This window comes from Streptomyces sp. NPDC041796 (assembly GCF_055590785.1).
This window is the reverse complement of sequence record NZ_JBVJAH010000001.1, coordinates 1-26596: the sequence shown is the minus strand read 5'-3', so window position 1 is coordinate 26596 and position 26596 is coordinate 1. Positions and strand designations below refer to the sequence as shown.

25 protein-coding genes are annotated in these 26596 nt (G+C 72.0%); 10 read left to right on the top strand and 15 right to left on the bottom strand.

The genetic code is table 11. The features are described 5' to 3' along the window. Positions 1–54 precede the first annotated feature (54 nt). On the bottom strand, positions 55–2328 hold the full coding sequence (locus tag ACZ6C1_RS00125) for a transglycosylase domain-containing protein (RefSeq protein WP_469236340.1): 2274 nt from the start codon (positions 2326–2328) through the stop codon (positions 55–57). A gap of 219 nt (positions 2329–2547) precedes the next feature. Between ACZ6C1_RS00125 and ACZ6C1_RS00120 the strand changes: the two genes are divergently transcribed. From ACZ6C1_RS00120 to ACZ6C1_RS00100, 5 genes are all read left to right on the top strand, one after another. Then, entirely contained in the window at positions 2548–3486 is a 939-nt protein-coding gene (locus ACZ6C1_RS00120) for an SPFH domain-containing protein (RefSeq protein WP_469236339.1), read from the top strand. Continuing rightward, positions 3483–3710, top strand: coding sequence for a type II toxin-antitoxin system antitoxin (locus ACZ6C1_RS00115; protein ID WP_469236338.1), 228 nt, complete (start codon positions 3483–3485; stop codon positions 3708–3710). Before ACZ6C1_RS00120 ends, ACZ6C1_RS00115 begins: the two co-directional genes overlap by 4 nt. Before the next feature lie 90 nt (positions 3711–3800). Then, the gene (locus ACZ6C1_RS00110) at positions 3801–4325 is read left to right on the top strand and encodes a PadR family transcriptional regulator (RefSeq protein ID WP_469236337.1); all 525 of its coding nucleotides are present in this window, start codon (positions 3801–3803) and stop codon (positions 4323–4325) included. Further along, entirely contained in the window at positions 4322–4999 is a 678-nt protein-coding gene (locus tag ACZ6C1_RS00105; protein ID WP_469236336.1) for an ABC transporter ATP-binding protein, read from the top strand. Before ACZ6C1_RS00110 ends, ACZ6C1_RS00105 begins: the two co-directional genes overlap by 4 nt. Then, positions 4996–7314: an ABC transporter permease gene (locus tag ACZ6C1_RS00100; protein WP_469236335.1), complete on the top strand. Its 2319-nt coding sequence runs from the start codon at positions 4996–4998 to the stop codon at positions 7312–7314. The genes ACZ6C1_RS00105 and ACZ6C1_RS00100 overlap by 4 nt, the downstream gene beginning before the upstream one ends. A gap of 6 nt (positions 7315–7320) precedes the next feature. Here ACZ6C1_RS00100 and ACZ6C1_RS00095 read toward each other — a convergent pair whose 3' ends face one another. Then, on the bottom strand, positions 7321–8274 hold the full coding sequence (locus ACZ6C1_RS00095; RefSeq protein ID WP_469236334.1) for a LysR substrate-binding domain-containing protein: 954 nt from the start codon (positions 8272–8274) through the stop codon (positions 7321–7323). Between the two features lie 131 nt (positions 8275–8405). Between ACZ6C1_RS00095 and ACZ6C1_RS00090 the strand changes: the two genes are divergently transcribed. Together ACZ6C1_RS00090 and ACZ6C1_RS00085 are read left to right on the top strand one after the other, a co-directional pair. Continuing rightward, the gene (locus ACZ6C1_RS00090; RefSeq protein ID WP_469236333.1) at positions 8406–8960 is read left to right on the top strand and encodes a peroxiredoxin; all 555 of its coding nucleotides are present in this window, start codon (positions 8406–8408) and stop codon (positions 8958–8960) included. Positions 8961–8978: 18 nt separating this feature from the next. Then, a complete protein-coding gene (locus ACZ6C1_RS00085) occupies positions 8979–9512 on the top strand; it encodes an alkyl hydroperoxide reductase (RefSeq protein WP_469236332.1) in 534 nt (177 codons plus the stop codon). Positions 9513–9581: 69 nt separating this feature from the next. Here the strand turns inward: ACZ6C1_RS00085 and ACZ6C1_RS00080 are convergent, their stop codons facing one another. The 5 genes from ACZ6C1_RS00080 to ACZ6C1_RS00060 all read right to left on the bottom strand — a co-directional run bounded on the left by ACZ6C1_RS00080 (position 9582) and on the right by ACZ6C1_RS00060 (position 15212). Beyond that, positions 9582–10277, bottom strand: coding sequence for a hypothetical protein (locus ACZ6C1_RS00080; RefSeq protein WP_469236331.1), 696 nt, complete (start codon positions 10275–10277; stop codon positions 9582–9584). Then, complete coding sequence (locus ACZ6C1_RS00075; RefSeq protein WP_469236330.1) at positions 10274–11596, bottom strand: AI-2E family transporter; 1323 nt, start codon at positions 11594–11596, stop codon at positions 10274–10276. The genes ACZ6C1_RS00080 and ACZ6C1_RS00075 overlap by 4 nt, the downstream gene beginning before the upstream one ends. Before the next feature lie 120 nt (positions 11597–11716). Further along, complete coding sequence (locus ACZ6C1_RS00070; protein WP_469236329.1) at positions 11717–12433, bottom strand: aggregation-promoting factor C-terminal-like domain-containing protein; 717 nt, start codon at positions 12431–12433, stop codon at positions 11717–11719. Between the two features lie 383 nt (positions 12434–12816). Next, a complete protein-coding gene (locus tag ACZ6C1_RS00065; RefSeq protein ID WP_469236328.1) occupies positions 12817–14139 on the bottom strand; it encodes a PhoH family protein in 1323 nt (440 codons plus the stop codon). A 311-nt stretch (positions 14140–14450) separates the two neighbouring features. Continuing rightward, positions 14451–15212, bottom strand: coding sequence for an isoprenyl transferase (locus ACZ6C1_RS00060; RefSeq protein WP_469236327.1), 762 nt, complete (start codon positions 15210–15212; stop codon positions 14451–14453). Positions 15213–15388: 176 nt separating this feature from the next. Here ACZ6C1_RS00060 and mgrA point away from each other — a divergent pair, with 176 nt between their 5' ends. Beyond that, the gene (gene mgrA, locus ACZ6C1_RS00055; protein ID WP_469236326.1) at positions 15389–16426 is read left to right on the top strand and encodes an L-glyceraldehyde 3-phosphate reductase; all 1038 of its coding nucleotides are present in this window, start codon (positions 15389–15391) and stop codon (positions 16424–16426) included. Positions 16427–16838: 412 nt separating this feature from the next. Here mgrA and ACZ6C1_RS00050 read toward each other — a convergent pair whose 3' ends face one another. The 4 genes from ACZ6C1_RS00050 to ACZ6C1_RS00035 form a co-directional block, all read right to left on the bottom strand. Then, the gene (locus ACZ6C1_RS00050) at positions 16839–17198 is read right to left on the bottom strand and encodes a winged helix-turn-helix transcriptional regulator (RefSeq protein WP_469236325.1); all 360 of its coding nucleotides are present in this window, start codon (positions 17196–17198) and stop codon (positions 16839–16841) included. Between the two features lie 53 nt (positions 17199–17251). Next, a complete protein-coding gene (locus ACZ6C1_RS00045) occupies positions 17252–18694 on the bottom strand; it encodes a DUF2079 domain-containing protein (RefSeq protein ID WP_469236324.1) in 1443 nt (480 codons plus the stop codon). A 577-nt stretch (positions 18695–19271) separates the two neighbouring features. Beyond that, a complete protein-coding gene (locus ACZ6C1_RS00040) occupies positions 19272–19670 on the bottom strand; it encodes a cupin domain-containing protein (protein ID WP_469236323.1) in 399 nt (132 codons plus the stop codon). 56 nt (positions 19671–19726) lie between these two features. After that, positions 19727–20512 carry a prepilin peptidase gene (locus ACZ6C1_RS00035; RefSeq protein ID WP_469236322.1) on the bottom strand — a complete coding sequence of 262 codons (786 nt, stop codon included), beginning with the start codon at positions 20510–20512 and terminating at the stop codon, positions 19727–19729. Between the two features lie 89 nt (positions 20513–20601). Here ACZ6C1_RS00035 and ACZ6C1_RS00030 point away from each other — a divergent pair, with 89 nt between their 5' ends. Continuing rightward, positions 20602–20982 carry a DUF192 domain-containing protein gene (locus tag ACZ6C1_RS00030; RefSeq protein WP_469236321.1) on the top strand — a complete coding sequence of 127 codons (381 nt, stop codon included), beginning with the start codon at positions 20602–20604 and terminating at the stop codon, positions 20980–20982. Here the strand turns inward: ACZ6C1_RS00030 and ACZ6C1_RS00025 are convergent. The 4 genes from ACZ6C1_RS00025 to ACZ6C1_RS00010 form a co-directional block, all read right to left on the bottom strand. Beyond that, the gene (locus ACZ6C1_RS00025; protein ID WP_469236320.1) at positions 20954–22069 is read right to left on the bottom strand and encodes a hypothetical protein; all 1116 of its coding nucleotides are present in this window, start codon (positions 22067–22069) and stop codon (positions 20954–20956) included. The two genes, ACZ6C1_RS00030 and ACZ6C1_RS00025, sit on opposite strands and share 29 nt — an antisense overlap. Positions 22070–22336: 267 nt before the next feature. After that, positions 22337–22873, bottom strand: coding sequence for a hypothetical protein (locus ACZ6C1_RS00020; RefSeq protein ID WP_469236319.1), 537 nt, complete (start codon positions 22871–22873; stop codon positions 22337–22339). Then, positions 22870–23553: an Imm52 family immunity protein gene (locus ACZ6C1_RS00015; RefSeq protein ID WP_469236318.1), complete on the bottom strand. Its 684-nt coding sequence runs from the start codon at positions 23551–23553 to the stop codon at positions 22870–22872. Before ACZ6C1_RS00015 ends, ACZ6C1_RS00020 begins: the two co-directional genes overlap by 4 nt. A 50-nt stretch (positions 23554–23603) precedes the next feature. Continuing rightward, complete coding sequence (locus ACZ6C1_RS00010) at positions 23604–25736, bottom strand: Tox-REase-5 domain-containing protein (RefSeq protein ID WP_469236317.1); 2133 nt, start codon at positions 25734–25736, stop codon at positions 23604–23606. A gap of 111 nt (positions 25737–25847) precedes the next feature. Here ACZ6C1_RS00010 and ACZ6C1_RS00005 point away from each other — a divergent pair, with 111 nt between their 5' ends. After that, a complete protein-coding gene (locus tag ACZ6C1_RS00005; RefSeq protein WP_469236316.1) occupies positions 25848–26465 on the top strand; it encodes a hypothetical protein in 618 nt (205 codons plus the stop codon). The last annotated feature ends 131 nt before the right edge of the window (positions 26466–26596 follow it).

Genomic DNA, 26596 nt, shown 5'->3' with positions numbered 1-26596 from the left:
CGGTGGCCGGGCCCCTCGGCGAGGGGCCCGGCCACCGTCATGACACCGCCTGCGTCACGGCTTGGGCGGCTTCAGGTCGCCGGAGCCGGCGGAGTCGCCGTCGCCCGGGTCGCCGGTCGGGTCGCCGCCGTCGCCTCCGCCGTCGGCACCACCGCTGGTGTCGTCGGTCGGGTCGTCGGTCGGCGTCTCGGTCGGGGTCGGGATCGACGGCGTACGGGTCGGGGTGGAGGGCGTACGCGTCGGGGTCGGCTCCTCGGTGGGCGACTCGGTCTCGGTCGGCTCCTCGGTCGGCGACTCCGACTCGGTCGGTTCCTCGGTGGGCGACTGGGTCGCGGTCGGGGCGGGCGGGGCGGTCTCGGTGACGTCCAGGTCGAACCGGGCGTCGGAGCCGCCGCCGAGGGCGCCCAGCGTGTAGTCGGCCCAGATGCGGGCCGGGAAGCCACCACCGTTGGCGCGACCGGAGTTGGCGGTGCCGGTCAGGGTGACCTGCCTGCCCTTGTCGGCGTCCTCGCCGAAGAGGGCGACGACCGTGGTCAGTTCGGGTGTGTAGCCGGCGAACCAGGCCGACTTGTTGTTCTCGGACGTGCCCGTCTTGCCGGCCGCCTCGTACGCGGAGGTGTTCGCCTCGTGGCCGGAGCCGTTCTTCACGACGCCGGTGAGGCCCGCGGTGACGGTGTCGGCGCTCTCCCGGCTGATGACCTGGTCGCCGATCGGGGGGACCTGGCGCTCGAAGACGCGGTCCTTGTGCTCGGCTGACTTCACGATCGTCGGGGTGACCTTCTTGCCGTGGTTGTCGAGGGTGGCGTACACCCCGGCCATGTCCCAGGTCGAGGCGCCCATGGTGCCCAGCGACATCGCGGGCTGCTCGACGAAGCTCTCGTCGTCCTTCATACCGAGGGCGAGCGCCGTCTTCTTCACCTCGGCCGGGTCGGCGTCCACGATCATCTGGGCGAAGACGGAGTTGATGGACTTGTTCATCGCCTCCTGGACGGTGACGGGGCCGTAGCTGCGGTCGTCCTCGTTCTGCGGGGCGAAGGGGGTGTCACTGCCCTCGACGGGACGGCGGCTGGTGCCGTCGTAGACCGTGTTGAGCCCGATCTCGTCGCCGTTCTGCGTTTCGGCGCCGTTCTCCAGGGCGGAGGCGAAGACGAGGGGCTTGAAGGTCGAGGCGGGCTGGTAGTCGCGGCGGGTGGCGTTGGACATCCAGTGCTCGGTGGCGCCGACGCCGCCGTACAGGGCCACGACCTTGCCCGTCTTCGGGTCGACGGAGGTGGCGCCGGCCTGGACGGTCGCGTCGACCTTGTTGTCCTTGCGGTCGAGGTGCTCCTCCAGCTGCCTGTCGACCGCCTTGACGAGCTTCTTCTGCCGCTTCTCGTCGATGTTGAGGGTGATGGTCCAGCCGCCCGCGTCGATGTCCTCCTCGCTGATGCTCTGGCTGATCAGCTCCTGCTTGGCGGCGGCGACGAGGTAGCCGGTCTGCCCCTCCATGCCGGGCGCGGCCTTGGGCGCCTGCGGCACCGGGAACGTCTGCCCGGCGCGCGTGGACCGGTCCAGCCAGCCCTCCTCGACCATGTTGTTCAGTACGTAGTTCCAGCGCTCCTTCACCAGTTTGCGGCTGGTGGGGCTGGCGGCGGTCCAGTCGTACTGGCTGGGGGCCTGGAGCAGGGCGGCGAGGTAGGCGCCCTGGGCCACGGTCAGCTTCTCGGCGTCCACGCCGTAGTAGGCCTGGGCGGCGGCCTGAATGCCGTACGCGCCGCGGCCGTAGTAGCTGGTGTTCATGTAGCCGGCGAGGATCTCCGGCTTCTTCATGCGCTGGTCGACCTTGAGGGAGATCACCAGCTCCTTGAGCTTGCGGCTGACCGTCTGGTCCTGGTCCAGGTAGTAGTTCTTGACGTACTGCTGGGTGATGGTCGAACCACCCTGCTTGCCCTTGCCGCTGAGGGTGTTGAGCACACCGCGGGCGGTGCCCATGAAGTCGACGCCGGAGTCCTCGTAGAAGCTCTTGTTCTCCGCGGCGACGAACGCCTTCTCCACGTCGTCCGGGATCTTGTCCAGGCCGACGATCTCGCGGTTGATCTCGCCGGTGCGGGCGAGGATCTTGCCGTTGCTGTACTTGTAGACGTTGCTCTGCATCGTCGCCTGGATGTTGGCGGTGGGGATCGGGACGAGCAGGTAGACCACGTAGAACGCGCCCATCGCGAGCAGGCAGAACCCGAAGAAGGTGCCCAGCAGTCTCTTCCAGGTGAAGAAGCGGCGTATGCCCCCGCCTTCGGTCTTCGCCCCGCGCGCCCCGCGTTCCCGCGCCCGTCGCGCTTCCGCTCGACCCATCGCTCCGTCGCTCCGCTCTGCTCTGTACGTCCGTACGGAAATCAGCTCAGCAAACTAACACCACGGGTACTGACAAAGCTCAACGGATCCGGTCTTTTCCGGACGTGACAATGAGCACCCGTCTCAGGGGAACCGACTCCTCAGAGGCGCGGAGGGTTGCTCGCTGCGTTAAAGTGATATCACTTTGCTAGACCAGCCGGACGACGAGACGGGGACGACATGACCACGAGCGACCGCTCCGCCCTGGCGGAGGACCTGCCCGAGATGCCCGAGCCGCGCGTGCGGGAGTTCGCGGCGAACAGCATCGGCGGAGGGCTGGCACTGCTGCTCGGCCTGGCCGGGCTGGCGGCCGGCGTCTGCCTGGTGGTGGCGGGCGCCGCCACCGGCTCCACCGGCGTGAAGGTGGCGCTGATCCTGGCCGGTGTGCTGGTGGGGATCGCCTCCTTCCTCGCCATGTGCGGGCTGAACATGGTGGCGCCCGGCGAGGCGCGGGTGGTGCAGCTCTTCGGCCGCTACCGGGGGACGATCAGGACCGACGGACTGCGGTGGGTCAACCCGTTCACGTCACGGGCGAAGATCTCCACACGGGTGCGCAACCACGAGACGGCCGTCCTGAAGGTCAACGACGCCTACGGCAACCCGATCGAGCTCGCCGCCGTGGTCGTGTGGAAGGTCGAGGACACCGCGCAGGCGATGTTCGAGGTCGACGACTTCCTCGAGTTCGTCTCCACGCAGACGGAGGCGGCCGTACGGCACATCGCGATCGAGTACCCGTACGACGCACACGACGAGGAGGGGCTGTCGCTGCGCGGCAACGCCGAGGAGATCACCGAGAAGCTGGCCGCCGAGCTCCACGCGCGCGTGGAGGCGGCCGGCGTCCGCATCATCGAGTCCCGGTTCACGCACCTCGCGTACGCTCCGGAGATCGCCTCCGCGATGCTCCAGCGCCAGCAGGCGGGCGCGGTCGTCGCGGCCCGCCGGCAGATCGTGGACGGCGCGGTCGGCATGGTCGAGGCAGCGCTGGACCGACTGGAGGAGCGTGACATCGTGGAGCTCGACCCGGAGCGGAAGGCGGCGATGGTCTCCAACCTGATGGTGGTGCTGTGCGGCGACCGCGCGGCCCAGCCGGTCCTGAACACGGGCACGCTGTACCAGTGACGCCTCCGCCGGACCGCCGCCAGCGCAAGCAGGTGCTGCTGCGTCTCGACCCGGGGGTGTACGAGGCGCTGGCGCGCTGGGCGGCGGACGAGCTGCGCAGCGCCAACTCCCAGATCGAGTTCCTGCTGCGCAAGGCCCTCGCCGACGCGGGCCGCCTGCCCTCCGCCCCCGCCCCCCTCCCCCGCCGCGGTCGCCCTCCGAAGACACCGCCGCCCCCCGACTGACCCGGGCGGGGGCGCCCGGAGCGCCGGGGAGGGACCGGGGCACCGCGTCGGCTATACATCGCGTGTATACGCACGCTGTACAGTCGGCCCATGTCCATCGGTCACACCCTCCTCGGCCTCCTGGAGTCCGGACCCCGGCACGGTTACGACCTGAAGCGGGCGTTCGACGAGAAGTTCGGCCACGACCGGCCCCTGCACTACGGGCAGGTCTACTCCACGATGTCCCGCCTGCTGAAGAACGGGCTCGTCGAGGTCGAAGGCATCGAACCGGGCGAGGGCCCCGAGCGGAAGCGGTACGCGATCACCGAAGCGGGCGTCACCGACGTCGAGCGGTGGCTCACGCACGCCGAGAAGCCCGAGCCGTACCTCCAGTCGACGCTCTACACCAAGGTCGTCCTCGCCCTGCTCACCGGCCGCAGCGCCGCCGAGCTCCTCGACGCGCAACGCGCCGAACACCTGCGTCTGATGCGGGAGCTGACCCGGCGCAAGAAGGACGGCGACCTCGCCGACCAGCTCATCTGCGACCACGCCCTGTTCCACCTGGAGGCCGACCTCCGCTGGCTGGAGCTGACCGCCGCCCGCCTCGGGCAGCTCGCGGAGGTCGTCGCGCGGTGACCGTGCTCCTGAAGGCCCGGGGCATCGGCAAGGCGTACGGGCGGACCCCGGCCCTCGTCGACGTCGACTTCGCCGTCCGCCCCGGTGAGGTCGTCGCCGTCATGGGCCCCTCCGGCTCCGGCAAGTCGACCCTGCTGCACTGCCTGGCCGGCATCGTCCGGCCGGACACCGGAACCATCGCCTACGACGGCCGTGACCTGACCACCATGTCCGACGCGGGACGCAGCGCGCTGCGCCGGGGCGACTTCGGGTTCGTGTTCCAGTTCGGGCAGCTCGTCCCCGAACTGACCTGTACCGAGAACGTCGCCCTGCCGCTCCGCCTGAGCGGCGAGCGCCGCAAGCCGGCCGAAGGCAGGGCCCGGGAGTGGCTGGAGCGCCTGGAGGCCGCCGACGTCGGGGACCAGCGCCCCGGCGAGCTCTCCGGCGGCCAGGCCCAGCGCGTGGCGGTCGCCCGCGCGCTCGTCACCGCACCGCGCGTGGTCTTCGCCGACGAGCCGACCGGCGCCCTCGACTCGCTCAACGGCGAGCGCGTGATGGGGCTGCTCGCCGACGCCGCCCGGGACACCGGCGCCGCGGTCGTCCTCGTCACCCACGAGGCCCGCGTCGCCGCGTACTCGGACCGCGAGGTCGTCGTACGGGACGGACGGATACGCGACCTGACGGGCGCCCCGTGATCCGCGACCTGTTCCTCGGTGCCCGGTTCGCCGTCACCGGCGGCCGGCCCGGCTGGGCCCGCACCGCCCTCACCGCCATGGGCGTCGGCCTCGGCGTGGCGCTGCTCCTCGTCGCCGCGTCCGTACCGAGCATCCTCGACGGGCGGGACACCCGGCACCAGGCGCGCGACCTGACGTCCAGCGAGTCCGAGGCACCCCGTTCCGACCGCTCCTTCCTGTACGCGGCCACGTCCACGCACTTCCACGACCGGCCCGTGCGCGGACTGCTGCTGCGTCCCGACGGCGCGCACGCCCCGGCCCCGCCCGGGGTGGCCGCGATACCGGGGCCGGGCCGGATGGTCGTCTCACCGGCCCTGGGCCTGCTGCTCGCCTCACCCGAGGGCGCACTGCTGAAGGAGCGGCTGCCGTACGAGGTCGCCGGCCGCATCGGCGACGCGGGCCTGGTGGGTCCCACGGAGCTGGTCTACTACGCCCACGGGGCGGCCCTCACCGACGCGTCCGCCGACGGCCGCGCCGCGGGCTTCGGCCACAACATCGGCGTCGGCCGGCCCTCCAGCGCCTTCCTGCTGCTGCTGATCGTGGTGGCGTGCGTGGTGCTGCTGCTGCCGGTCCTCGTCTTCGTCGCCACCGCGGCCCGCTTCGGCGGCGAGCAGCGCGACCGCCGGCTGGCCGTGCTGCGGCTGGTCGGCGCGGACATCGCCATGACGCGCCGCGTCGCCGCCGGCGAGGCCCTGGCCGGTGCGCTGCTGGGCCTGCTGGTCGGTACGGGACTTTTCGCCCTGGCACGGCGGTTCGCGGGCCGGGTGACCGTGTGGGACGTCAACGCCTTCCCGGCGGACGTCGTGCCCGTTCCCGCGCTGGCCGCGCTGGTGGCGGTGGTGGTGCCGCTGTGCGCCGTGGTGGTGACGCTCGCCGCGCTGCGCGCGGTGGCGATCGAACCGCTGGGGGTGGCGCGGCGGACGGCGTCCCGGCCGCGACGGGTGTGGTGGCGGCTGCTGCTGGTCGCCGCCGGCCTGGCGCTGCTGCCGGTCGGGGGGCCGGTCGCCCTGGCGGAGACCACGTGGGAGGTGGCGCCGGTGGCGGCGGGGGCGCTGCTGGCGCTCACCGGCGTGACGACGCTGCTGCCGTGGCTGATCGAGACGGTGGTCCGGCGGCTCCGGGGTGGTCCGGTGCCGTGGCAGCTCGCCGTGCGCAGGCTCCAGTTGAGCAGCGGGACGGCGGCCAGGACGGTCAGCGGCATCGTCGTGGCGGCGGCCGGGGCGATCGCGCTGCAGATGCTGTTCGGGGCCATGCAGAGCGACTTCATGCGGCCGACGAACATGGACTCCGCGCGCGCCCAGCTCAGCCTGCGGCTCGACGGCGGGCAGCCGGACGCCGCGCGCACGGTGGTCCGCGAGCTGTCGGCGGCGAAGGGCGTCACCGGGGTGGCCGCGGTGCTGGAGGCCTCCGTACGGCGGCCGGGGCCGCCGCAGGCGGGCGAGTCCTTCGCCCCGACCACCTCCCTCACCGTCGCCGACTGTCCTTCGCTGCGGGAACTGGGCCGACTGCCCTCGTGCCGGGACGGTGACGTGTTCATCGCGCGCGCCCACGGCGGGGACGGCCCGGACGACGCCTACCTGGCCGAGACGGCGCGCCCCGGCGCCCTGGTCGACCTGCGTGACGAGGGGTCGCCGCTGCTGTGGCGCATCCCCGTCGGCGCCCGCACGGTGGACGGACGGCGGGACCCCATGGGCTGGACGGCGTTCGGCGTCCTCGCCACGCCCTCGGCGATCGACGCCGCGACACTCGACGCCCCGGCTCTGACCGCCTGGGCCCGCCTGGACCCGGCCGTGCGGGACGCCGAGGAGCACGCGCGTAACGCGGCCGCCCGGGTGAGCCCGCTCATGCGGGTGGACACCGTCCGGAACATGGAGCGGGACGAGCGGTTCACCAGCGTCCGGCGGGGTGTGTTCGCCGCCGCGACGCTCACCATGGCCCTGGTCGCCGTGTCCTTGCTCGTGTCCATGGTGGAGCAGTTGCGTGACCGCAAGCGGTTGCTCTCGGCGCTGGTCGCCTTCGGTACGCGCCGCTCGACGCTGGCGTGGTCGGTGCTGTGGCAGACCGCCGTTCCGGTCGCTCTGGGCATGGCCCTGGCGGTCGCCGGCGGGCTGGGCCTGGGCGCGCTGCTGCTGCGGTTGATCGGCAAGAGCGTGGCCGACTGGTGGGCGTTCTGGCCGGTCGCCGGGGTCGGCGCGGGCCTGGTCCTGGCGGTGACCCTGCTCAGTCTGCCGCCCTTGTGGCGTCTGATGCGCCCGGACGGCCTGCGCACGGAGTGAACGCGCTCACCCTCCCGGTCCGGTGACCCGCACCGGGAGGGCCGCCATCGCCTCCCGCAGCGCGTCGGCCAGTTCCTCGAACTCGGCCTGGCGGGCCGCGCCCGTACGCATGGCCAGCGCGATGCGCCGGGAGGGCGCGGGGTCGGCGAACCAGCCCGTCACGAGGCGGTCGTTGCGCCCGGTCTCCACCGTGACGGCGGTGCGCGGCAGCAGGGTCACCCCGAGCCCGCCCGCGACCAGCTGGACCAGCGTCGACAGCCCGGCCGCGGTGGTGGTGACCGCGGCGCCGTCCTCGCGCCCCGCCTCGCGGCAGATGTCGAGCGCCTGGTCGCGCAGGCAGTGGCCCTCGTCCAGGAGCAGCAGCCGCAGCTCGCGCAGCGCGTCGCGCGGGATGTCGCTGCGGCCGCCCAGCCAGTGGTCCTCGGGCGTGACCAGCACGAAGTCCTCGTCGAAGAGCGGCAGTTCGGTGACGCCCGGCACGCCCAGCGGGACGGCGAGGAGGAGCAGGTCCAGCCGTCCGGCGGCCAGCCCCTCCAGCAGGGACGAGGTCTGCTCCTCGTGGACCTGGAGGTCGAGCTCGGGGTACCGCTCGTGGACGAGCCGCAGCACGGTCGGCAGCAGGTAGGGCGCCACGGTGGGGATCACGCCGAGCCGCAGCACGCCCGTGAACGGCGCGTGTGCCGCCTCGGCCTCCTCCATCAGCTCGCCGACCGCGTCCAGCACGGCCCTGGCCCGCACCGCGAGCCGTTCACCGGCGGGTGAAAGCAGCACCTTCCGTGTCGTACGCTCCAGGAGCTGGACACCGAGTGCCTCTTCGAGTGCCGAAACCGCGCCCGAGAGGGCGGGCTGGCTCATCCCGATCGCGGCGGCCGCGTCCCGGAAGTGCAGATGCTCGGCGACGGCCACGAACGCCCGGAGCTGGGCCAGACTGGGCTGCTTACCCTTATATACGGACACCACTGATAACCACCTTCGATCAACACGACCCAGTCTAGCTATTTCACTGATCAATGCACGCCGTGCCATGCTGTGGCTTCGTCCAACCCCCACGGAAGACCTCAAAAGGGAATTCCCAGCTCGAAGGAGAGCGTGTGCTCACTGTCGGTGACCAGTTCCCCACGTACGACCTGACCGCCTGCGTGTCGCTCGAGAGCGGCAAGGAGTTCGCGCAGATCGACCACAAGTCCTACGAGGGCAAGTGGCGCGTGGTGTTCTTCTGGCCGAAGGACTTCACCTTCGTCTGCCCCACCGAGATCGCCGCCTTCGGCAAGCTGAACGACGAGTTCGCCGACCGTGACGCCCAGATCCTCGGCGTCTCCGGCGACTCGGAGTTCGTGCACCACGCCTGGCGCAAGGACCACGCCGATCTGCGTGACCTGCCCTTCCCGATGCTCGCGGACTCGAAGCACGAGCTGATGCGCGACTGCGGCGTCGAGGGCGCGGACGGCTTCGCGCAGCGTGCCGTCTTCATCGTCGACCCGAACAACGAGATCCAGTTCTGCATGGTGACCGCCGGCTCCGTCGGCCGTAACCCCAAGGAGGTCCTGCGGGTGCTGGACGCCCTGCAGACCGACGAGCTGTGCCCGTGCAACTGGAGCAAGGGCGAGGACACCCTCGACCCGGTCAAGCTCCTGTCCGGCGAGTGACGAGGCGACTGATCTGACATGGCTCTCGACGAACTGAAGTCCGCCATACCGGACTACGCCAAGGACCTGAAGCTGAACCTCGGCTCGGTCATCGGCAACAGCGAGCTCCCCCAGCAGCAGCTGTGGGGCACGGTCCTGGCCTGCGCGATCGCGTCGCGCTCGCCCAAGGTCCTGCGCGAGCTGGAGCCGGAGGCCAAGGCGAACCTGAAGCCCGAGGCGTACCAGGCGGCCAAGTCCGCCGCCGCCATCATGGCGATGAACAACGTCTTCTACCGCACGCGTCACCTGCTCTCCGACCCGGAGTACGGGACGATGCGCGCCGGTCTGCGGATGAACGTCATCGGCAACCCGGGCGTGGAGAAGGTCGACTTCGAGCTGTGGTCGCTCGCCGTCTCCGCGATCAACGGCTGCGGCATGTGCCTCGACTCGCACGAGCAGGTGCTGCGCAAGGCCGGTGTGGACCGCGAGACGATCCAGGAGGCGTTCAAGATCGCCTCGGTGATCCAGGCGGTCGGCGCGACGCTCGACGCCGAGGCCGTCCTCGCCGAGTAGTCGCCCGCCCGCGGGGCTACGAAGGGGCCCACCGACACCCGTGTCGGTGGGCCCCTTCCGCTGTCCGTCTCACTTCCGCAGTTCGGCCATCAGCGCCTTCATGTCCTTGATCATGTGGTTCTTGACGCCGTCCATCGCGGAGTGGTCCGGTTCCGACGGAACCACTTCCTCCGGGCCCAGCTCCATCTGCATGCTGACGGTGAGGGACAGCACGGCCTGCCCGTCGAGCGCCGTCAGCGAGGCGTAGCCCGCGTCGTCCTGCGCGAAGAAGGCGCTCTCCCCCAGACCGGTCACCGGCTTCCACTCCCAGTCCTCCCAGGTGTCGGCGGTGGTGACGGGCTCGAACTCGGGTCCCGGGTCGGTCTTCTTGTGCAGCTGGTACGCGATGTCGACGGCGAACGACGGCTCGCCGGTGCCGAACGACACCGAGCAGCGGGTCTGGTCCAGCGCCTCGTGGACGTCATGGTGCTCCGGGTCCGGCTCGCTGTCCTCCCGCTCACCGAAGGCGGTACCCAGGGCCTCCAGCTTCGCCTTGCCGCACAGGTCCTCGCTCGTGCGGTAGCCGCCCAGGTCCGGACCCATCGCCTGGTACGCGTACAGCCCGCCCGCCCAGAGGGCCGAGGCCACCAGCGCGCCGCCGAGCGCCCACCACCAGGGGCGCCGGGCCGGCCGCTCACGCTCCGGCCCGGGCTCCACGTCGGGCTCCGGCCGCGGTGGCGCCGGTATCGGGCCGTCCTCGCCCACGAGTTCCGGCTCGGATATCACTCGCCCTCCTTGGGCCCGGTTCCCGGCGGGAGTGTCGGCGCCGCCCCGTGGGCCGTCGCCCCGTGCGGCGGCGGCGCGGTGCGCAGCGCCTGTTCCTGGCTGTACGCGCGGAGGTAGCCGACGACCGTGTTGGTGACCGCGACCAGCGGTACCGCCACCACGGCGCCGCCGATCCCCGCGACCAGACCGCCCGACGCGACCGCGAGGACGACCGCGAGCGGGTGCACCCGCACCGCGCGCCCCAGGATGAACGGCTGCAGCACATGGCCTTCGATCTGCTGCACCGCGAGCACCACCAGCAGCACCATCAGCGCGGTGAACACGCCCTGCGTGACGAGGGCGACGATGACCGCCAGCGCACCCGAGACGACCGCGCCGACCAGCGGGATGAAGGAGAACAGGAAGATGAAGACACCCAGCGGCACGGCCAGCGGCACATCGAGGAAGTAGATGCCGAGGCCGATGAAGATGGCGTCGATCAACGCGACGACCACCGTGCCGCGCACATAGGCGGTCAGGGTGCGCCATGCCCGCGGACCGGCACCGGCGACCCCGGGACGGGCCTGGGCGGGGACCAGTTTCAGCCACCAGGTCCACACCTTCTTCCCGTCGTACAGCAGGAAGAGCGTCGAGAACATCGTCAGCAGCATGCCGGTGAGGATCTCCACCATGACGGTCACGCCCTGCAGACCGGCGGTGGTGATCTCCTCGGTGTTCGTCCCGATCGTGTCGCTGAGGTTCTTGGCGATGTCGTTGATCTGCTGCTCGGTGACGTGGAACGGGCTGTCCAGCAGCCAGGCCTTGAGCTCGTCGATGCCGTCCCGGACGCGGTCGGAGATGTCGCCCAGGTTGTCCATCACCTGCCAGACGACGAACCAGCCGACCAGCCCCATGATGACGAAGCCGGTGATGGCGGTGACGGCGGTGGCGAGCCCGCGCGGCAGGCCCCACGTCCTCAGCCGGGCCACGGTGGGCTGGAGGATGGCGGTGATCAGCAGCGCGGCCACGAAGGCGAGGACCACCAGCTGCACCTCGCTGATGACCTTCATCAGCACCCACAGGGTGCCCGCGAGTACCAGCAGCCGCCAGCCCGCCTCGGCCGCGACGCGCATTCCCCAGGGAATGGCGGCCACGGGATCGGGCCGTGCGGCGACGGCGGGGGCGTACGTAGGAGGCGCGGGCACGCTGTCCGGTACGGCCGCCGGCTCCTCGCCGGGCTCCTCACCGGACGCGCCCGCCGCTCGGCGCTCGTCCAACCGCTGCCCCATCCGGGTCAGGCCGGCTCCCAGTCTGCCGAGCCACCCTGGCACTTTCGACATGATCTTCTCTCTTCCCCCCACCACTCCCCCCGGGAGTTACGGCCCCGACGGTACACGCACGGAGCCCCTCACCGTAGGACGGTGAGGGGCTCCGGAAAGTTGAGCCGGGCGGCTGGTCGCCTAGTACCAGTGGTTCGCCTGCCAGAAGCTCCACGCGCCGCACGGGCTGCCGTAGCGCTCGTTCATGTAGTTCAGGCCCCACTTGATCTGGGTGGCCGGGTTGGTCTGCCAGTCGTCGCCGGCGGACGCCATCTTGGAGCCCGGGAGCGCCTGGACCAGGCCGTACGCGCCCGACGAGGGGTTCTGCGCGCGGTAGTTCCAGGTGGACTCGTGGTCCACGATGTTGCTGAAGCACTGGAACTGGTCGCCCGGGACCATCTGGCGGGCCATCGCCTGGACCTCGGCGACGGTGTAGGACGACTGCGTGGCGAAGCTGGAGGCGCTGCGGACCTCGTCGCGGCTGGCGCGCTCGGCGGCTTCCCGCTCCTTGCGTTCCTCCTCGGCCTTCGCCGCCTTCTCGGCCTCCGCGTCGGCGGCGGCCTTCTTGGCCTCCGCGTCCTTGGCGGCCTGGATGCGCGCGGCTTCCTCGGCGGACTTCTGCGCGGCCGAGTCGGCGGCGGCGGCCTGGGCCTCCGCCTGCTGCGTCAGCGACGAGACCTGTACCTGGGCCTGCTCGCCGACGGGGATGTCGGCCAGGAGCGTCGTGTTGGCGGCGGCCGCCTCGAAGTTGTCGTTCGAGGACTGGGTGTTGCCCGAGGCAACACCCACGACGGCGCCGACGGTGGTGACCGCAGTGGCCGAAGCCACCGCGAATCCCCGGACCGAGATCCGGCTCACACGGTTTCCTTCCAGCATCGTCCGCTTAGGTGACCTCGCGGGCGAAAATCTTGCCCCTGACGCTGGTCCCCCCACTGCTGGGTCACGGGGGACACGGGCCCGGTGGGCAACTCCTCTGCAGGAGAGCCGCGTGGTGCTGCGGGCGGCATACGGCGAACGACTGTTGAGTTGTGTCACGCGGTGACAGGTGTGCCGTATGCGGGGCCTGACGGAAGCAAGACTCTGCCCGAAGGCCACACCGCAAGGCAATTCTTCGTTGCGTGTGAAAGCTCACACCCCAGCGGTCCCAGGAGTTTTGCGCATTCGCTCGCCCAGCACGACGCCGCCCGGCTAAGCTCTCGCGCTTTGCCGGGCGGCGCCAATTCCATGTCGGATTTGGGGCGTTAAATCTGACCGTCCTCCAGCATTTCGGTCACGAGCGCGGCGATCTGCGAACGCTCGGAGCGGGTCAGGGTGACATGCGCGAAGAGCGGATGCCCCTTCAGTTTCTCGACGACGGCGACGACTCCGTCGTACCGGCCGACCCGGAGGTTGTCGCGCTGCGCCACATCATGGGTCAGGACGACTCGGGAATTCGCCCCGATACGGGACAACACGGTCAGCAGGACGTTGCGTTCGAGGGACTGTGCCTCGTCCACGATCACGAACGCGTCGTGCAGCGAGCGGCCCCGGATGTGGGTGAGCGGAAGGACCTCCAGCATGCCCCGGCTCAGCACCTCCTCGATGACCTCCCGCCCCGCCACCGCCGAGAGCGTGTCGAAGACCGCCTGCGCCCACGGGCTCATCTTCTCGGCCTCGGTGCCCGGGAGATAACCGAGCTCCTGGCCGCCGACCGCGTACAGCGGCCGGAAGACCATCACCTTCTGGTGCTGCCGGCGCTCCAGGACCGCCTCCAGCCCCGCGCACAGCGCGAGCGCCGACTTGCCGGTGCCCGCCCGGCCGCCCATCGACACGATGCCCACGTCCGGGTCGAGGAGCAGGTCGAGCGCGATCCGCTGCTCGGCACTGCGGCCACGGATGCCGAACGCCTCCCGGTCGCCCCGGACCAGACGGACGTTCCCCTCGGACGTGACCCTGCCGAGCGCCTTGCCGCGCTCGGACTGGAGCACCAGACCGGTGTGCACGGGGAGCTCGGCGGCCTCCGGGACGTACAGCCTCTCCTCCGCGTACAGCAGGTCGACCTGCTCGGCGGAGAGGGACAGCTCGGACATTCCGGTCCAGCCGGAGTCCGTGATGGCGAGCTCCGCCCGGTACTCCTCGGCGAGGAGACCGACGGACGACGCCTTGATGCGCAGCGGCAGGTCCTTCGACACGACGGTGACGTCGTACCCCTCCGCCTGGAGGTTGCGCGCGACGGCCAGGATCCGTGAGTCGTTGTCACCGAGGCGGTAGCCGGCCGGGAGGACGCCGGGATCCGAGTGGTTGAGCTCCACACGCAGGGTCCCGCCGAAGTCCCCGACGGGGAGCGGGGCGTCGAGGCGGCCGAACCGGATCCGGAAGTCGTCCAGCAGGCGCAGCGCCTGCCGGGCGAAGTACCCGAGCTCCGGGTGGTGCCTCTTGGCCTCCAGCTCCGTGACCACGACGATCGGGAGCACGACCTCGTGCTCCTCGAAGCGGGCCATGGCGCCGGGATCGGCCAGCAGGACGCTGGTGTCGAGAACGTAGGTGCGCCTGTCGTTGAGGCGGCGCTTTGTGCTGTTCACCACGGAAGGACCTACCCCCTCAGGTGAGGTCGGGTGCGACTTCGACGGCGTCGCGGGGGGATGGGGCCGGGCTCTGGCCGCGATGCGCGGGCCGAGCTCCGGCCCTCCGCGTCGTCCGTGCGTGTCCGCACGGTCGTCCTGGTGCAAAGGGCCTCCCGGGTGAGCGGGCTGGCGTGCCGCTCACACTGGAGGTGGTATTCCCTCGAACGACCGGTGCCATGCCATGGCATATGACGACGCGTCGGTGAACGGGTGGTGACGAGGGCGCGGCGGGCGGGCGCGCCGGCTCGCGGAGGGTCCTCGGGAACGTTCCGTCAGGTGCCGTAGCGGCGGTGGCGGGCCGCGTAGTCACGCAGCGCGCGGAGGAAGTCGACCTTGCGGAAGGCCGGCCAGTGAACCTCGCAGAAGTAGTACTCCGAGTGGGCACTCTGCCAGAGCATGAAGCCCGACAGGCGCTGCTCGCCGCTGGTGCGGATCACCAGGTCGGGGTCGGGCTGGCCGCGCGTGTACAGGTGCTCGGAGATGTGCTCGACGTCGACGATCTCGGCGAGCTCCTCGAAGCTCGTGCCCTTCTCGGCGTGCTCCAGCAGCAGCGAGCGGACCGCGTCCGCGATCTCCTGCCGGCCGCCGTAGCCCACGGCGACGTTCACGAGTATTCCGGCGCGGTCGCGGGTGGTCTCCTCGGCCTCCTTCAGCACCGCCTGCGTACGGGCGGGCAGCAGGTCCAGGGTGCCCACGTGGTGGACCCGCCAGCGGCCGTCGGCGGCGAGGTCGCGGACCGCGTTCTCGATGATGCCGAGGAGCGGCACCAGCTGCTCCTCGGGCCGGTTGAGGTTGTCGGTGGACAGCATCCAGAGCGTGACGACCTCGACGTCCGTCTCGTCGCACCAGCCCAGCAGCTCCTGGATCTTGCTCGCGCCGGCCTTGTGACCCTGCTCCGGAGTACCGCCGGACGCCTTCGCCCATCGGCGGTTGCCGTCGAGGATGACGCCGATGTGCTTGGGCACCTGGGCGTGGTCGAGGCGGCCCTCCACCCGGCGTGCGTAGAGCCTGTACACCAGGTCGCGCAAGTTCACCGATCTCACCTCTCGATTGCGTACGGGCCCGCCACGGCGTCGGCCCAGGGAGACAGGGGGAAGCGGCAACGCTCGATCCCGGCGCACCGCGGCTGTCCCCGAAGCCGCCACATTACTGCGCGGGGGTCACGGCGGCCCAACCCGGTCTGTCACAAGTCCGTGATAAGGAGAGAGGCGTGACTGATTCCCCCGCATACCGCCCCGCCGACGACCGCTACGACGCCATGGAATACCGCCGTACCGGCCGCAGCGGGCTCAAGCTGCCCGCCATTTCGCTGGGCCTCTGGCACAACTTCGGTGACGACCGCACGCTCGCCTCGCAGCGCGCGATCCTTCGCCGGGCCTTCGACCTGGGCGTGACGCACTTCGACCTGGCGAACAACTACGGGCCGCCGCCCGGGTCCGCCGAATCGAACTTCGGCAAGATCTTCGCCCAGGATTTCACCCGTTACCGTGATGAGCTGGTCATCTCCACCAAAGCGGGCTATCTCATGCACCCGGGGCCGTACGGCGAGTGGGGCTCCCGCAAGTACCTGCTGTCCTCGCTCGACGCCTCGCTGAAGCGGATGGGCCTCGACCACGTCGACATCTTCTACTCGCACCGCTTCGACAAGGACACCCCGCTCGAGGAGACGATGGGCGCCCTCGCCTCCGCCGTCCAGCAGGGCAAGGCGCTGTACGCCGGTGTCTCCTCCTACAGCAGCGAGCAGACCGCCGAGGCCGCCGGGCTGCTGCGGGAGATGGGCGTCCCGGCCCTGATCCACCAGCCGTCCTACTCGATGATCAACCGCTGGACCGAGGAGGACGGGCTCCTCGACACCCTGGAGGAGCAGGGCATGGGCTGCATCTCCTTCGCGCCGCTCGCCCAGGGCCTGCTCACCAACAAGTACCTCAAGGGCATCCCGGAGGGCTCGCGGGCCACCCAGGGCAAGTCCCTGGACCCGAACCTGCTCTCCGACGAGGTCGTCCGCAGGCTGCGCGGCCTCGACGAGATCGCGAAGCGCCGCGGCCAGTCCCTGGCGCAGCTGGCGCTCACCTGGGTGCTGCGCGACGAACGGATGACGTCGGCGCTCATCGGCGCGTCGAGCGTGACCCAGCTGGAGGAGAACATCGCCGCGCTGGCCGGTGCGCCGCTGACCGACGAGGAGCTGAAGGAGATCGACTCGTACGCGGTCGACACCGCCGGCACCAACATCTGGGCCGCGCGGAGCTGACGGCGGAGCACGCCGCGCGGGGGCGGGGCGGGCCGTGCGGGGGCGGGGCGGCGGGGAGGGGCAGGCCGTGCGGGGGGCTGGGCGGGGGCGGCCTGGTGGGTCGGCCGGTGGCCGGCCGAAGGCCGCTCTTGACGGCGGAAAGAAAAACGGGCCGGTCCGTGGGGGGGATACGGACCGGCCCGAGGGGGGGTTTCCACCATAACCCTTCGTAAGTGATGCCGCGCGCCACGACAGGCCGCAACTACGCTCCGAAAATGCGGTGCCCCACGGGGCACCCCCCGCGAGCACGGGATCCGGCCGCTCTGCCGAGTTCTGCCTCCGCGTTCCCTGTCCTCCCCAAGGGGGACCCCGCCGGAAAGGCGCCGGGTTGACGGCCCGGCCGGCGGGTGCAGAAACGGTCAGGCACAGACCGTCAGGCGGCCCGGTCGGCCGCCGCCTTCCGGGCGAGGATCAGGTCCATGAACATGTCGCCCCACTCGCCGAGCGGCAGCAGCGCGGTGTTCAGCGCCTGGCCCAGGTCGGTCAGCGAGTACTCGACGCGCGGCGGGACCTCCCGGTAGACCTCGCGGTGCACGACCCCGTCCGCCTCCAGCTCCCGCAGCTGCTGGACCAGCATCTTCTCGCTGACGCCCGGCACGGCGCGCCGCAGCTCCCCGAAGCGCGTCGGCCCGTGGCTGTGCAGGGCCCACAGGATCAACGGCTTCCATTTGCCGCCCACCACGTCCACCGCGGCGTCGAGGCCGCAGCTGTACGACGTCTTGCCCCTGGCCATCGCCAACTCCTCCCACCCGTACGGCACTTTCCCGATCGACAGTACGGCAGCTCTCACCGGCGCAGCAGGGTGATCCCGTCCCGCTCGGCGATCTTCCGGTAGCCCTGGCTTTCCTGCGCGGCGGCCAGCTCGGCCTCCTGCCGCTCGATGGGGTAGGGCCAGTGGCCCGTCCTGTACGGCCAGGCCTCCGGGGCCCGCCGGTCATGGATGATCCACTCGGCTGTGGGCGGCGGGAGCCGTTTCCTGTCGTACTCGTACAGCTTCCCCTCCACCGGGAACGTCGGGAACAGGACGACCGTGCAGCGCGAAGTGAGCTGCGGGACGAGGCGGTTGGAAGCGGCGACGGTCGCGCCGTCCGGGATCCTGGCGAGCAGCGCGCGGGCGGCCTCGACGTGCCCGGTCGTACGCCAGGTGGCGCGCTGCAGGAGCTGGGCCAGCGGGAACGACGGCAGCATCACGAGCGTCACGGCGAGGACGGTGGCGAGCGAGGCCCGCAGGTGGCGGGCGGCGAGCGGGTGGTCGGTGCGGCGCCAGACGGTCAGCGCGTCGATCAGCCCGGCGAAGACCACCGGCATCAGCACCGCGCTGTAGTGGAACGCGGTGCCCCAGTGGAAGCCGTTGTCCGACATCATCCGCCAGGCGAGCGTGGGCACGGCGATCAGCGCGAGCGGTGAACGCAGGCACAGCAGCGCCGACGGGGCGAAGACCAGGACCAGGGTCATGGCCTTGATGTCGGGGCGCAGCACGTCGAGCGGCGCGTGGGCGAGGGTGCTGAGCAGCGAGCCGTACCCCTCGGCGAGGTTGCCGCCGTGCGCGTACCCGCCGGTGGGGTGGAAGGCGGGCATCAGGAGCTTGATCTCGACGGCCGAGCCGATGAGCCCGGCGGCGGCGGTGGCGAGGCCGAGCCGGCGCGGGCCGCGGCCGCCCTTGAGTGCGATGTACGCGCCGACGGCGGCGAGGGTGAGCCCCAGGTCCTCCTTCACCAGCAGCATGGGCGCCGCCCAGGCGACGGCCGCGCGCCAGCGCCGGTGGGCCAGCGCCGCGAGGCAGCAGGCGAGGAGCGGTACGGCGAGGGCGACCTCGTGGAAGTCGAAGGCGGCGGCCGACGCGATGCCCCAGCTCAGGCCGTACGCGACGGCGACGGCATGGGCCGGTCCCCGCCCGAGCGCACGGGCCGCCCATCGGGCCAGCGGGACGACGGCGAGGGCGAGCAGCGCGGACTGGGCGACCAACAGGCACAGCGGTGACGGCCAGAGCCGGTAGAGCGGGGCGAGGGCGGCGAGGAGGGGGTGGAAATGGTCGCCGAGGAGGTTGAACCCGTCGCCGCGCAACGGGACGACGGGCGCGCGCAGTTCGGCGTACGCGCGCACCGCCTGCTCGAAGATGCCGAGGTCGTAGCCGGTGGTCCGGAGGAGGACGTGCCGGCGCACGGCGACGGTCGCGTACAGCACGAAGAGCGCCGCGGCCCACCCCCAGGACAGCAGGGCCACGGGCACCCGGGCGAGCGCGCCCCCGGCGCTGGGTGCGGTGGTGCCCCCGCCCTCGCCCCCGGCCGCAGGGGCGGTGCCCCCGGGGGCGCCGGCGGTAGGCGCGGGGGGCTCGGGGGTGTCGGTGGTTCGCGCGGGGGGCGCAGGGGCTTCGGCGGTTCGCGCGGGGGCGGTGCCCCCCGGGGGGCCGGTGGTAGGCGCAGGGGGCTCGGGGGCCTTGGGGGTTCGCGCGGGGGCGACCGGGGGCTCGGTGGTTCGTGCAGGGGCCGCCGAGGTCTTGGTGGTTCGTGCGGGGCCGGCAGGGGTCTCGGTGGTTCGCGCAGGCGCGGCCGGGGCCTTGCTGGTGCGCGCGGGGGGCTCGGGGGCCTCGGGGGTAGGCGCGGGGGCCGCCGGGGTGTCGGTGGTGCGCGCGGGGGCGGGGGCCTCGGGTGGGGCTAGGGGCTCCGGGGAGCCGGGAGGTGCGGCGGGGGCGGGGGGTGACGCTGTGGGGTCGGGGAGGGTGACGGGCGGGCCGTCACCCTCGGAGCGGGGCCTATTGTCAGGAGATGTCCGCATGCGCCCGCATGCTAGGACGCGGGCGGGGGGCTCAGCTCAGGTCGTGGCCCGTGGTGCTGTCGACGTTGTGCGGAATCTCCCCCTCATGGCGGTCACCGGTCGTCGGCGTCCCGGACGGTTCGAACATCAGAATCGACGCCCCGTTCGGCGAGGACGGCTTGTGCTCGGTGCCCTTCGGTACGACGAAGGTGTCGCCGCGCCGCAGCTCGACCGTGCGCTCGCTGCCGTCGGCCGCGCGCAGCGAGATGTCGAACTGCCCGTCAAGGATCAGGAAGAACTCGTCCGTGTCCTCGTGGACGTGCCACACGTGGTCGCCCGCGGCGTGCGCGATCCGCACGTCGTAATCGTTCATGCGGGCCACGATGCGGGGGCTGTACACGTCGTCGAAGGTGGCGAGGGCTTCGGTGAGGTTGACCGGCTTCATATCCATGACACCCATACTGCTCGGCTCCCGGCGCGGTGTCTCGTACATACATGCGTCACCGTTCAGGCGAGCGGCACCGCCGTGAACGCGCCCAGCAGCACGCCCACCAGAGCCCCGCCGATCATGAACGGCCCGAACGGGATCGTGCTCTTGCGGCTCGCCCGCCGCAGCACGACCAGGCCGAACCCGTACACCGCCCCGAACAGGAACCCCGCGAAGGCCCCCACGAACAGCACGCCCCAGCCGTACCAGCCGAGGGCGACACCCAGCGCGAGGGCGAGCTTCACATCACCGAAACCCATGCCGCTCGGGTTCACCAGGAACAGCACGAAATACCCGGCGCCCAGCGCGAGACCGCCGAGCAACGCCGACGGCCACGTCCCCGCGTTCCCCGGCAGCAGCGCGGCGACCCCCAGCAAGGCGGCCGTCCCGGCGGCGAGCGGCAGCGTCAGCCGGTCCGGCAGCCGGTGCACGGCCCGGTCGACCAAGGCCAGCAGGACCGCGACGGGGGCGGCCGACACCCACACCACCAGTTCGGGCCGGGGCCCCGTCGCCGCGGCGAGCGCCCCGCAGACGAGGGCGGTGACGACCGGCACCGTGGCGGTCGCGGGGGTGGACGCGGAGGCGGTCGCGGGCCGGCCGGCGCCCACCGGGACGGCCACCGTGCACACCACGCAGCGCGGCGCCCCGAGCCAGCCGCGCGCGGGCCCGGTGAACGGGTGGCCGGCGGGGCAGGCGTCCCGCCACGGCTCGTCCGGCTCGACGGACAGGCGGTACGCGGCGCGCGGCAGGAGCAGGCCGGTGGCGGCGCCCCACAGGGCGGCGACGGCGATCAGCGTGGCGTACACGCACCCGACCCTAGGACGGGCCGGCCACCCGGTCATGGGCCCACGGGCCCACTGCCGCCGCACCCGGGCCCACGCTACGGTCCTCACTCATGCGGAGCCGACGGAAATGGCGCAACGGAACCGGCCTGTTGTCCCTGCCCGGCCGGGACGAGTCCGTCCCCGTCGAGATCGCCGCCTCCTACGGCACCCGGAGGCGGGGCCTGCTGGGGCGGGACGGCATCGGGGGCGCGCTGCTGCTCAGCCCCTGCAACAGCGTCCACACCTTCCGGATGCGGTTCGCCATCGACGTGGCGTACCTGGACCGGGACTTGCGGGTCGTCGACCTGGTCACCATGGCGCCCGGCCGCCTGGGCCTGCCCCGCCCGCGGGCCCGTCACGTCCTGGAGGCGGAGGCCGGGGCGATGGCACGGTGGGGCGTCCGGCCCGGCACCCGGCTGACGATCACGGCGGGCCCGCCCCCAGCAGGGTGAACGCCCCGTACGCCGCCGACGCCAGGGCCAGCCCCGCCAGCACCACGACCAGCGTCCGGTCCCGCAGCCGCGCCAGGGCCACCGCCGCCGGAAGCAGCAGCGGGAACGCCGGCATCATCAGGCGGGGCCGGGAACCGAAGTACGCGGCGCCGACCAGCGAGACGACGACCATCCCGACGGTGTACACCAGCACCGGCAGCGGCTGCCGCTGCCTGACGCACAGCCACACCACCCAGCCCACCAGCGCGAGCGCCGCGCACAGCGCCACCCCGGCGAGCGGCACCGGGCCGGTCAGGTTCGCCCACACGAACCGGGCCAGCGCCACGCCCCCGTCGATGCTGTTGCCCCACGCCGCCTGCACCTCGAAGTACGCGGTCGCGCTGCCTTCCCGCACCGCGACGAACACCACGTACCCGAGCCAGCCCAGCGGCGCGAGCAGCACCCCGGCGGCCATCCGCACGCCCAGCCGGCGCTCCCTGACGACGGTCACGAGCGCCGTGATGCCGAGCGCCGCCACGAGCGCGGCCGCCGACGGCCGGGTCAGCCCCGCGCACACGCACAACGCCCCCGCCCACAGCCACCGGTCGCGCAGCACCGCGTACAACGACCAGGCGGCGAAAGCCGTGAACAGCGTCTCCGTGTACGCCATCGACTGCACGAACGCCGTCGGGTACACGCCCCACAGCACGGCCAGCACCACCCCGGCGCGCCGGCCGGCGACCCGCTCACCGACCGCGTAGATGCCCCACGCGGCGGCGAGGGAAGCCGTCCACGACACCACCAGCCCGGCCGTCGCGGCACCGACCGGCAGGACGGCGGACAAACCCCGCTCCAGAATGGGCAGCAGCGGGAAGAACGCCAGGTCGGAGTGGACGCTGCCGTCGGGGAGCGTGACCTCGTGGCCGTACCCGTGCTCGGCGATCCGCGCGTACCAGACGGAGTCCCAGCGGCCCTTCAGCCGGTGCAGGCCGTCCTCGCCGACCACAGCGGCGGCAACCGCGAGAACGGCCAGCCCCACCGCCCGGACCGCGGCATAGCCCCAGAGGGCGGGCGCGGCGGAGGCTCTTCGGTCTGCTGGCTGGGACATGCGCTCGATTATGGCGGCCGGCACCGACAGTCGGCGCCGGCAGCCGGTCCGGCAGCCGGCTCGACGGCCAGCGCCGACGGCAGCGCGACGGTCAGCACGGACAGTCAGCACGGACAGTCAGCGCGCGACGGTACACGCTGACGGCAGCGCGGCGGTCAATGCCGACGGCCGGCGCGACGTTCGGCGCCGACGGTCAGTGCGACAAACAGCGCCGACGGCCGGCGCGACGTTCGGCGCCGACGGCAGCGCGACGGTCAGTGCCGACGGTCAGCGGCCGGGCTCGTCGAGCTCCTCGACCGGTGCGTCGCAGACGGCCGCGACCATCATGTGCGGGGCGTCCTCGTCGCACTGCCCGAGGCTTACCGCCACCCAGCGCGGCCCGTGCGTGGACCCGACCGGGCCCCACACTCTCAGTTCCCCGTACAGGTCGAAGGCCCGCAGCTCGGCGAAGAGCGGCGGCACCGACTCGTCGTCGACCTCCCCGAGGAGGAACGCCCGCATGCTCACCTGCCGGTGCGGGCCCCACCGCTTCTCCAGCATGCTCGTCAGGGCGGAGAGGTACGCCTCGGCCTCCTCCTGCGCGGCGTCCCACTCCGGGCCGGGGACGCCGAAATAGGCACGGCTCTCCCACAGGAGTTTCAACCGGAAACCGGCGCCATAGCTGCCGCTCCAGCCCTCGCCCTTGGACGGCTCCCCGGACGGCTCCCACCGCGTGGGCCCGTCCTCCGGCACGGGCCGGCCGAGCAGCGCGTCGACGGCGGCGACGGCTTCGGCCACCTCGAACGGTGCTCCCGTGGCCCTCACAGCTTGGCCCTGTCCATGGGCCGGGGAAGCGCCTCCAGGGCACCGGTGGCGCGGACGTCGCGGTTGACGGCGACGATGTCGTCGATGCCCGAGGCACTTCCGGACAGGTCCAGCAGCAGCCCGCCGCGCTCGGTCGGCTCCGCCTTGCCCGGCAGGTCCCCGGACGCGAGGAGGGCGGCGCGCCGCCGCGACAGGTAGCCCGCCCAGCCGACACACGCCTGGCCCGGCTCGCGGCCCTCGTCCTCCAGGGCGAGCTGCAGTTCCGTCTCCGTCACCTCGCCCCAGTCGACGTCCCACGTCTCCGCGAGGGCGCGGAGGACCTCCGCGTACGGAAGGGACCCGTGGTCGTCCGTGGTGGTGATCGTGACCACCACGCTCATGGCCAGGTGGTCCGAGACCCCTCCCCCGGTACCGCTGACGGTCACCTTCACCGGGTTCGTGGCGGGCGTCGACAGCGCCATGGCGTACCCCTTGCGGTCCGACCAGTCGTCACCGGCGTTGCGCTCACGCAGATGGGCCGCCAGGGCGTCGGGGCCGGTCGTGTCCCCGATCGGCTCCCAGGTGCCGAAGACGGCCGGTGCGATCTCGTACAGCCGGGTGAGGAAGGTGCTCCAGCGGACGGCCAGCTCCTGTTCCGACTCGGGCCTGGGCCCCCAGAAGCCCCGTACGACGCGCCTCATGGTCTGTCCTCTCCGCAGCCTGCCCTTTTCCGCATCCTAGGGACCGGTTCTCACCCGCCGGGCTTCATCGGCCCGGAGATCGGCTGTTTCTGCGGCGTATGGACCACCTTGATCGGCAGGTCCTCGTCGAGGAACGCGAGCCGCGCCGCGCGGGCGACCATCGGGTCGGAGAAGTGCCACTCGACGGCCCGGCCCCCGGAGGCGGCCACCTGCCCCCGCGCCTCCTCCAGGAACCTCGCCTTCCCCGACTCCGTCAGCTGCGCGATCGGCTTGCCGTCCTGCTTGGCGAGGTAACCGGTGTAGCCGAGCTTGGCCTCCAGGAACGTCTGCCGGTCGGCGTCCCAGCCGTCGAACTCGACCGGCCGCCTGCCCGCGTCGGGATGCGGTACGACGTACTCCTTGCCGCGCACGCTGCCGCTGACCTGCTCCTGGTAGCGCAGCCACGCCTCGTTGAACCACGTCGGTTCGGGGTTGCGGTTACGGCTGCGCCAGGTACCGTCGCCCTTGTCCGCGTCCCCCAGCTCGGGGTCCCTGAGGTCCTCGGCCCACCCGGGCGGTGCGTAGTTGCGCGGGTCGTTCCTGTCGCCGGGTGTGGGCGGCGGCCACTCCTTGGGCCCGTTCCGCTTCTTCTTGGCGTCCTGAACCGCCTGCTCGGCCGCGTCCGCGTCCCGGTCGGCCTGCCGGGCGGCCTCCGTCCTCGCCGGGTCGTCACCCTCGCCGCAGGCCGGCTCGGTGAGCAGCCGTACGGGGACGGCGGCGGGCGGGGCGGAGGCGAGGAGGCCGGTGCCGCCGCCCGGGACGCCTGGGCCGCCTCGGCTGAACACACAGCCCTTCAGGCCCGCCTTCTCTGCCGCCGCGTCGGCGTGGCGGCGCGCCTCGCGGGCGGCCGCCTCGGCGGCGTCCACGTCCCCGGCGTCGGCGGCCTTGCGGGCCTTGCCCGCCGCCTCGGACGCCTTCTGGGCGAGTTCGCCGACCTCGCCGAGCTTCCCGAGCTTGCCCAGTTTGCCGAGCTTCCCGACGAGCTTGGCCTCGCCGTAGCCGGGGATGAACAAGGACCCGACGTTCCACAGCACGGTGCCGATGGCCTGGCCCTGGTCACCGGTGTCCCACATGTCGCGGACCTCGTCCCCGACGAACACGTCGTCGAGGACCTTCACGCCCGTCCCCACGGACGCCTGGCCCACGTCGAGGACCGCACCCAGGTAGTCGCCCCGCGCCCACTTGTCGAGGGCGCCCCCGGCGTCCTTCAGCCACTGCTCGCCGAGGCCCTTGCCGTACTCCTTGATGCCCTCCCAGGCCTTCGCGGGGTGCAGGACGGTGTCGAACGTGCCGGTGATGTCACCCCACAGGCCGTCCTTGAACACGCCTTCGAAGAACCCGCCGACCTGGCGTGCCCCGCAGGAGAGGAACGCGCCGACACCCGAGGTGCAGCTCTCGCCCTCGTCCTCGTTCCCCTCTTCCTTCCCTTCTTTCTCTTCTTTCTCTTCTTTCTCTTCTTTCTCTTCGTGTTCGGTCGTGGCGGGCTCGTCCTGCCCGGTCCCGTCCTGTGCGGCCGTACCGTCCTGCCCGGTCCCGTCCTGTACGCCGCCTCCATCCGCCTCACAGCCGGCGCCGACAACCGCGCACACCGCCGACCGGAGCCCTCCCCCCACCTGCCCGCCCACACCGGACAGCACCAGCGCTGCGACGATCGCCGCGACGAGCAGGACGAGGCCCACGTACTCGGTCGTCGTCTGACCGCCCTGCGTACGCCACATGACCATGCGGGCCCACCGGAACGGCCGGTGCGCCGCACGCTCCCGGGCCGACAGCAGGAACCACGTACGGGACGACCGCCGGCACAGCAGCACGGTGACGACGACGGGGATCACCAACTGCGGTACGCCACGCCCGTTGCCGTCCGCCAGGGTGCCCAGGGCGCCGACGACGAACCACCCCTGTACGGCGAGCAGCCCGCGCCACACCCATACGCCGCCCGTCCACACCCGCCGGCTCACCAGGAACCCCGCCGTACCGGGCAACGCCCCGTACAGCACCCACGCGAGCAGCTCACCGTCCACGCCGTCCAGCGACACGGCCAGCAGGAGCACCCCGGACCCACCGAGGAGCGTGATCCCGAACACCAGCCGCACCAGGACCAGCACGGCCCCCAGCGCCCGCGGCATCGGCCGCCGCTGGGGCACAACTCCTCCACCACTTACCCCGGTCGTGGACATACCACGACGCTAGGGTGATCCACCGCCACGGTCTTGGGCCCCAGGGCCCAACCTTGCAACGGGGAAAGTGAGAAAGAAATGCGTACGTTCACTCGCACCGCGCCGGCTGCGGCAGGTGTCCTGGCTCTCGCCTTGGCACTGACCGGCTGCAACGACTCGGGGTCGAGTTCGGGGAAGAGCCGCGGCAGCTCCGGCTCCCACGCGTCCGGTTCCGGCACGTCGGACGACGACAAGCAGACCTTCCGCCTGGGTGAGGCCAGTCCCGAGCAGGAGAGCGACATGAAGGCCTCGTCGGGTGCCAAGTACACGGTCACCCCGACGAAGGTGCAGACCGGCACCAAGGCCGACATGGACAACTCCGGCCTGGAGGAGGACAAGGAGGACGGTCCGCAGATCCCCGTCTACGTGTGGTCGACGCTCACTCACAAGAGCGGTAAGACCATGGAGGTCGGCGACATGGACGACGACCTGGTCATCCGGACCGACAAGGGCCAGCGCACCCGCGCCCTCCTCGTCCTCATGGGCGAGGCGAAGTGGCCCAACTGCCCGGCGACGGACAGCCAGAAGAAGCTGAACGCGGGCCAGTCGGAGAAGATCTGCACCGCCTTCCTCATCCCGGCGGGCCAGAAGGCCGCCGCGGTGGAGCTCACGCGGGGCTTCTACAAGGAACCGCTGGAGTGGCCGGTCAAGAGCTGAGGCGACGACAGCGACGCCGCCTGGCGCCTGACGCCCGGTGGGGGGGGGGGGGGGGGGGGGGGGGGGGGGGGGGGGGGGGGGGGGGGGGGGGGGGGGGGGGGGGGGGGGGGGGGGGGGGGGGGGGGGGGGGG

Excerpts from the sequence above, each read along its gene's own strand:
- ACZ6C1_RS00125 (WP_469236340.1), bottom strand. The coding sequence starts at position 2,328 with ATGGGTCGAGCGGAAGCGCGACGGGCGCGGGAACGCGGGGCGCGCGGG.
- ACZ6C1_RS00120 (WP_469236339.1), top strand. The coding sequence starts at position 2,548 with ATGACCACGAGCGACCGCTCCGCCCTGGCGGAGGACCTGCCCGAGATG.
- ACZ6C1_RS00110 (WP_469236337.1), top strand. The coding sequence starts at position 3,801 with ATGTCCATCGGTCACACCCTCCTCGGCCTCCTGGAGTCCGGACCCCGG.
- ACZ6C1_RS00085 (WP_469236332.1), top strand. The coding sequence starts at position 8,979 with ATGGCTCTCGACGAACTGAAGTCCGCCATACCGGACTACGCCAAGGAC.
- ACZ6C1_RS00075 (WP_469236330.1), bottom strand. The coding sequence starts at position 11,596 with ATGTCGAAAGTGCCAGGGTGGCTCGGCAGACTGGGAGCCGGCCTGACC.
- ACZ6C1_RS00050 (WP_469236325.1), bottom strand. The coding sequence starts at position 17,198 with ATGGCCAGGGGCAAGACGTCGTACAGCTGCGGCCTCGACGCCGCGGTG.
- ACZ6C1_RS00040 (WP_469236323.1), bottom strand. The coding sequence starts at position 19,670 with ATGGATATGAAGCCGGTCAACCTCACCGAAGCCCTCGCCACCTTCGAC.
- ACZ6C1_RS00030 (WP_469236321.1), top strand. The coding sequence starts at position 20,602 with ATGCGGAGCCGACGGAAATGGCGCAACGGAACCGGCCTGTTGTCCCTG.
- ACZ6C1_RS00025 (WP_469236320.1), bottom strand. The coding sequence starts at position 22,069 with ATGTCCCAGCCAGCAGACCGAAGAGCCTCCGCCGCGCCCGCCCTCTGG.
- ACZ6C1_RS00015 (WP_469236318.1), bottom strand. The coding sequence starts at position 23,553 with ATGAGGCGCGTCGTACGGGGCTTCTGGGGGCCCAGGCCCGAGTCGGAA.
- ACZ6C1_RS00005 (WP_469236316.1), top strand. The coding sequence starts at position 25,848 with ATGCGTACGTTCACTCGCACCGCGCCGGCTGCGGCAGGTGTCCTGGCT.